6 protein-coding genes are annotated in these 5,508 nt (G+C 42.9%); all 6 read left to right on the forward strand.

The window, feature by feature from the left end:
- On the forward strand, positions 1–385 hold a 385-nt coding region (locus tag EO92_RS06395; RefSeq protein WP_048170154.1), incomplete at its 5' end, for an IS5 family transposase.
- A gap of 364 nt (positions 386–749) precedes the next feature.
- A complete protein-coding gene (locus EO92_RS06400; RefSeq protein ID WP_048131423.1) occupies positions 750–956 on the forward strand; it encodes a hypothetical protein in 207 nt (68 codons plus the stop codon).
- A 198-nt stretch (positions 957–1,154) separates the two neighbouring features.
- Positions 1,155–2,030 carry a DMT family transporter gene (locus EO92_RS06405; protein WP_048170156.1) on the forward strand — a complete coding sequence of 292 codons (876 nt, stop codon included), beginning with the start codon at positions 1,155–1,157 and terminating at the stop codon, positions 2,028–2,030.
- 378 nt (positions 2,031–2,408) lie between these two features.
- Positions 2,409–3,929, forward strand: a complete 1,521-nt coding sequence (locus tag EO92_RS06410; RefSeq protein ID WP_048170158.1) for an AMP phosphorylase — start codon at positions 2,409–2,411, stop codon at positions 3,927–3,929.
- 82 nt (positions 3,930–4,011) lie between these two features.
- Positions 4,012–4,545 carry a tRNA (cytidine(56)-2'-O)-methyltransferase gene (locus tag EO92_RS06415; RefSeq protein WP_048170160.1) on the forward strand — a complete coding sequence of 178 codons (534 nt, stop codon included), beginning with the start codon at positions 4,012–4,014 and terminating at the stop codon, positions 4,543–4,545.
- A gap of 517 nt (positions 4,546–5,062) precedes the next feature.
- Positions 5,063–5,422 carry a hypothetical protein gene (locus tag EO92_RS06420; protein WP_235283220.1) on the forward strand — a complete coding sequence of 120 codons (360 nt, stop codon included), beginning with the start codon at positions 5,063–5,065 and terminating at the stop codon, positions 5,420–5,422.
- Positions 5,423–5,508 lie beyond the last annotated feature (86 nt).

Below are 5,508 nucleotides of genomic sequence, written 5' to 3' on the forward strand. Positions count from 1 at the left end.
AGGGCTACTATTAATGGTTGTAGTTCATGCAGCGAATATTCAGGATCGAGATGGAGCTAAACTTGTTCTGGAACAAATTAAAGGAACATTCTCTCGATTGCAGCTGATTTGGGCTGATGCTGCTTATGCTGGTCAACTGGTTAATTGGGTCAAGATAACGTGTGGTTGGGTTTTAGAAATTGTAAGGCGTAACGATGATGTCAAAGGTTTTCAAGTACTTCCTCGTAGATGGGTAGTAGAGCGTACATTTGGATGGATAGGCCGTTATCGGCGTTTGAGCAAGGATTATGAAGGATTGACAGAGTCCAGTCAAGCCTTCATTTATGCGGCTATGATCCATATAATGAGCAGAAGACTGGCTAAAAGAGAAACTTTACCCGGATGAAAATGAATATTCAGACAGCCTCTAAGAGGCATTATCTGGTTTTCAAAATCAAAAACTATAAATTTATTTAATACTTAGAAGGTTGTACATACCTGAAGCATATATTTCAATAATCCTGATTCTTTTCTAAAATATTAAGAATCGGTACGCTTAAAGCTATAGAGATCCCCTTTAATAATGCATTCTCATCTCTGGTTGCTTTAATGAATTAAAATCAATTCTTTCCGTTAGAAAATGTAGTTACCGCTTAATTTTGTTACATTCAGGTTTCTTGAAGTATTAAAGATCCTTAAAATGGATAACTTGAAAATAATAATTTGGAAATATAATTTGCTGGTGAATTATCTCAGGAGGGACTGTCTTTATGCGTAAGGATACTGAAAAGATTTTGGGAGGACCTGCAGCAATCTTGCTGCTTGTTGGATTAGCGTTAAGTGCTATTCTCTTCTATTTTATGTTCAAATTTGCTGATGAAGAGAATCTTACCATGGTTCTCTTAACTACGTTCTTGATATCTATTATTGCAATAGCTATTGCCAGGGGTCTTGTTTCTATATCTAAGTACAAATAAATAAACTCCAATGCGTACTTATTTTTATTCCTTTTTCTTTTCTCTGTCTTCTCTCTTTCTTTTTTGATTTAATGAGTGATTATTCAAATCATGCTCTATTTTTTCAGCTGGATCCTTCGGTCACAAATTCCACTAAACGAAGATTTCAAATGGGAACAGGTACACTAAACTGAAGATCTGGCAAAAGAAGGTTACGGAATGCAAAAACGGGCATATTTACTGATTGCTGCAGGTGCGGTCCTGTGGGGTACGATAGGGATTTTTGTCCGAGGCTTTTATGGTTTCGGATTTTCCCCGCTTCAGGTTGTAACCCTGAGGGTTCTCTCAGCGGCTGTAATCATGCTGATTTATCTTCTTTTTACAAGGCCGGAACTGCTGAAAATAAGGGTTCGGGATTCTCTTTATTTTGTGGGGACAGGCATCTTCAGCCTTGCTTTCTTTAACCTCTGCTATTTTACCACAATCAGGGAAACCTCGATTGCAATTGCCGTTACTCTGCTCTACACAGCTCCTGCATTTGTTGCAGTCCTTTCCAGGATTTTTTTCAGGGAAAGCCTGGGAGTAAAAAAATTTGTTTCTCTGGGGCTGACCCTTGTGGGATGCGCTTTTGTAACCGGTTATCTTCCGGGGCTCGGGGATTCTTTTTCCATTTCCGGGTCAGGGCTTCTTACGGGATTAGGGGCGGGTTTCGGATATGCCCTTTACAGCATTTTCGGAAAAGCTGCCCTCAAAAAGTACCATACAATGACAATTGCAGCTTATACTTTCATTTTTGCAAGCCTGGCCCTCCTGCCTTTTAACAATTTTGAAAATTTCACAGGAGCTTTTTTTACGGGCAATTTCTGGATCTACCTTGCAGGCCTGGGCTTTTTTCCCACCGTACTTGCCTACCTGCTTTACACAAAAGGGCTTGAGGAAGTCGAATCAAGCAGGGCATCCATAGTAGCAACAGTAGAGCCGGTTGTGGGCACCCTTGTAGGTTTATTCTTTTTCAGGGAAATGCTATCAGGCTGGCAGTTAGCAGGGGTTCTGCTTGTACTTGCGGCAGTTGTACTGATACAGGAACGAAAGTGAACCTTTTTTCTTTAATTTGTTCTTCCTATAGTCTTTCTTCCTATAGTCTTTCTTCCTGCAGTCTTTCTTCCTGCAGTCCTTTTTGCTTCCAAAAAGGTTTTACGGAACTACTTAAAATAATATGAAGGTTAATATGTTAGCTCAGTTTAATATTATAGTCTAAGATCTTACATGGTCTGGGATCTTACATGGTCTGGGATCTTACATGGTCTGAGATCTTACCTGATATCTACTATCTCTGCTCTTAATTTCCATATTTTTCAGACTTTCTGTCGGTTTACGGGGTTTAGAAACCAGCAGAGTGTCTGATTCGGGCGAAATAAATTACAATTACAAGTTCACAATAATATTGAGAATGAAAAGGATGGTGTTTAATTAATGCAATTGAAACTGGAACATTTTGACATAAAAATAGGACAGCACAAAGCGTTATTTAATATTGCCGATGCGAAGGAGCTGGGAATTAATCCCGGAGATAGGGTCCGCATCCGTGGGCATAAAAGCCTTTCTGCTATTGTGGACACAACCGAGGACATGGTTCCTCCGGGCACGCTTGGAGTTTTTTCTGAAGTTTATGCGCACTTCCAGGACTGGGATAAGCCAGTAGAAGTTGTCCCGGCATTCCGCTCCAAATCTGCAAGCGTTATCAAGAAGATGATGGACAAGAAACCTGTTGTTCAGGACGAGATTAAATTGCTTGTAAATGATATCGTGGAGGAAAACCTCAGTGATGTCGAACTTTCTGCTTTTATAACATCTTCTTATATTCATGGGATGACTGATGATGAAGTCGAATGGCTGACAAGGGCTATGATCGACAGCGGAGACCGGATCGAATTTGATACTCATCCTATCATGGACAAGCACTCGATAGGAGGAGTGCCCGGAAACAAAATATCTCTTCTCGTTGTCCCTATCGTCGCTGCAAACGGGCTGCTTATCCCAAAGACAAGTTCCAGAGCAATCACAGGTGCAGGAGGCACTGCAGACCTCATGGAAGTGCTCTGTCCTGTTGAGTTCAGCTCTCAGGAAGTCAAGGAGATAACCGAGAAAGTGGGAGGGGCTCTTGTCTGGGGTGGAGCCACCAATATCGCACCTGCGGATGACAAGCTCATCAGAGTTGAGTACCCTCTATCTATTGATCCGTACTGCCAGATGCTTGCCTCAATCATGGCAAAAAAGGGAGCTATAGGGGCCGATAATGTGGTAATGGACATCCCCGTCGGGCCAAGCACAAAGGTCCCCACTGTCCAGGAAGGGCAGAAACTGGCAAGAGACCTGATCAACCTGGGGCACAGGCTCGGAATGAACGTCGAATGTGCTATCACCTACGGTTCGTCTCCCATAGGAAGAAGGGTGGGTCCGGCGCTGGAGGTCAGGGAAGCCCTGAAAGTGCTGGAAAGCATGGAAGGTCCAAACAGCCTTATTGAAAAGAGCGCTGCCCTTGCTGGTATTCTTCTTGAGATGGGAGGGGCGGCTCCAAGGGACCGCGGAAAAGAAATTGCACTGGAAACGCTCAGGAGCGGAAAAGCTCTTGAAAAAATGAGACAGATCATTGAAGCCCAGGGTGGAGACCCGAATATTAAATCCGATGATATACAGGTAGGCCAGTACACTGCTGATATCTTTGCTTCTACAGATGGATATGTTATCGAGTTTGACAATAAATGGATAATTGAGATTGCCAGGCTTGCAGGAGCTCCGAGTGACAAAGGAGCCGGGGTCGCGATCCACAAGAAAATGGGAGAACAGGTCAAAAAAGGAGACTCTATTCTCACAATCTATGCTGAAAAAGAATTCAAGCTCGATATCGCATTGACAACGGCCCAGAGAACAAACCCGATAATAGTCGAAGGCATGCTTCTGAAGAGAATCCCTGGAATTTATGGGTTCCAGTAATACCCATATTTTTTCCTTTTTTCCCTGTTTCAGTGAAACTTCAGTGAAACCCTTTAATACCTTGTCAGGGTTTTAGCCGAGCATGAAGAGGATTGTATTACTGCGCCTGGGGCATCGCCCTGAGAGGGATAAGAGAATAACTACCCATGTTGGCTTAACTGCCAGGATGCTGGGAGCTGAAGGCATGCTTCTTGCTTCTGATGACCCGGGGATTGTGCAGAGCCTCGAAGATGTGGTCAATCGCTGGGGTGGGCATTTCTACATTAAAAATAATGTTAACTTCAAGCAGGAAATCAGGAACTGGAAAGACGAAGGCGGAAAAGTCTGTCACCTTTCCATGTACGGGGTTAACCTGCCAGATGTTACTGGCGAACTCAAAAAGTGCGAAAAGCTCATGATCGTTGTCGGCGCAGAAAAGGTTCCTCCTGAAATTTACCAGCTCGCTGACTGGAACGTAGCTGTGGGCGGCCAGCCCCATTCCGAAGTTGCGGCAGTTGCAATCACAATGGACAGGATCGCAGAGGGCGAGCCGCTTGAGAAAGAGTTTCCAGGTGCCGAACTGACAATTATCCCGGCTGAAAGGGGTAAACACGTAATCGAAAACGTAAGGGAATAAGCCAGACTATAAATTATCCGGGCTATAAATTATCCCGGCTATTAATTTTCATTTTTATATTTTTTTGAATACAGACAGATCCCTGAGATTTAAAGTCTTTAATTAGGCACGATCTCATCTATTATTACGAATTTGTAGATAAGTGTTAAATATAAGTTTTACATAAGAGGGGTGTCCATAGGCAGACCATTCCTCATGCTAACGGCAATATCCGGATTTTCCGTTTTCTTTCCCATAAGAAGGGGCTGATAGGTGTGATTTTTTAACGGCTCCGGAAAATTGAGGTGAGGTCCGGTTACAGGGGTGCAGGCAGACAAATTTTTCTGGTCAGACACTTTATTTGTCGGGCATCCCTTCCGGTTTTCTTTACTCTTTTTCCGAATAAACTTCCCTGGATTGAGATTTAAATGGGAAAGTATAAACTTAAATCTGCTTTCAGCAAATGCCTGACTGATCTAAATTGAAAACCGGATCTTAAAAAAGAATAAATTCAAATAATAGCGAGAAATAAGGGTTAATGAACCATATGGACTTAACAGCGCAGGAAATTAATTTATTAGCTGTATCTGCGTTTCTCTTTACAGTCCTGGCTCTTTTTTTGCACTTTTATAATATCAGGCTGCTCTCGCACTCCCTCAAGCTCTGCAACTGGATCTGCGGGCTGGCTATCAGTTCTGACAGCCCCTGGGTCAAAATGCTTGTGCTACATCTTGTATTTTTTATCCGGCTTCTTATGTATCTTTCAATTGTTTCCCTGGAACAGGTGGATAAGCTGACGACACGAAGCTTTTTCAGGCATTATATCTCCGGCAGCAGGGTTATCCTTCTGGAGTATATTTCTGCTTTCATGCACTCCTGTGACAGCTCCCCCGAATAAATTCGCAGGCATCTATGGCATTTCAACCAACGCTATACTGCCCTAGAGCGACTATTTATTCTCGTCTCGCTCATACCGTTCCAAGT

The organism is Methanosarcina sp. 2.H.A.1B.4 (assembly GCF_000979385.1).
Classification (GTDB): domain Archaea; phylum Halobacteriota; class Methanosarcinia; order Methanosarcinales; family Methanosarcinaceae; genus Methanosarcina.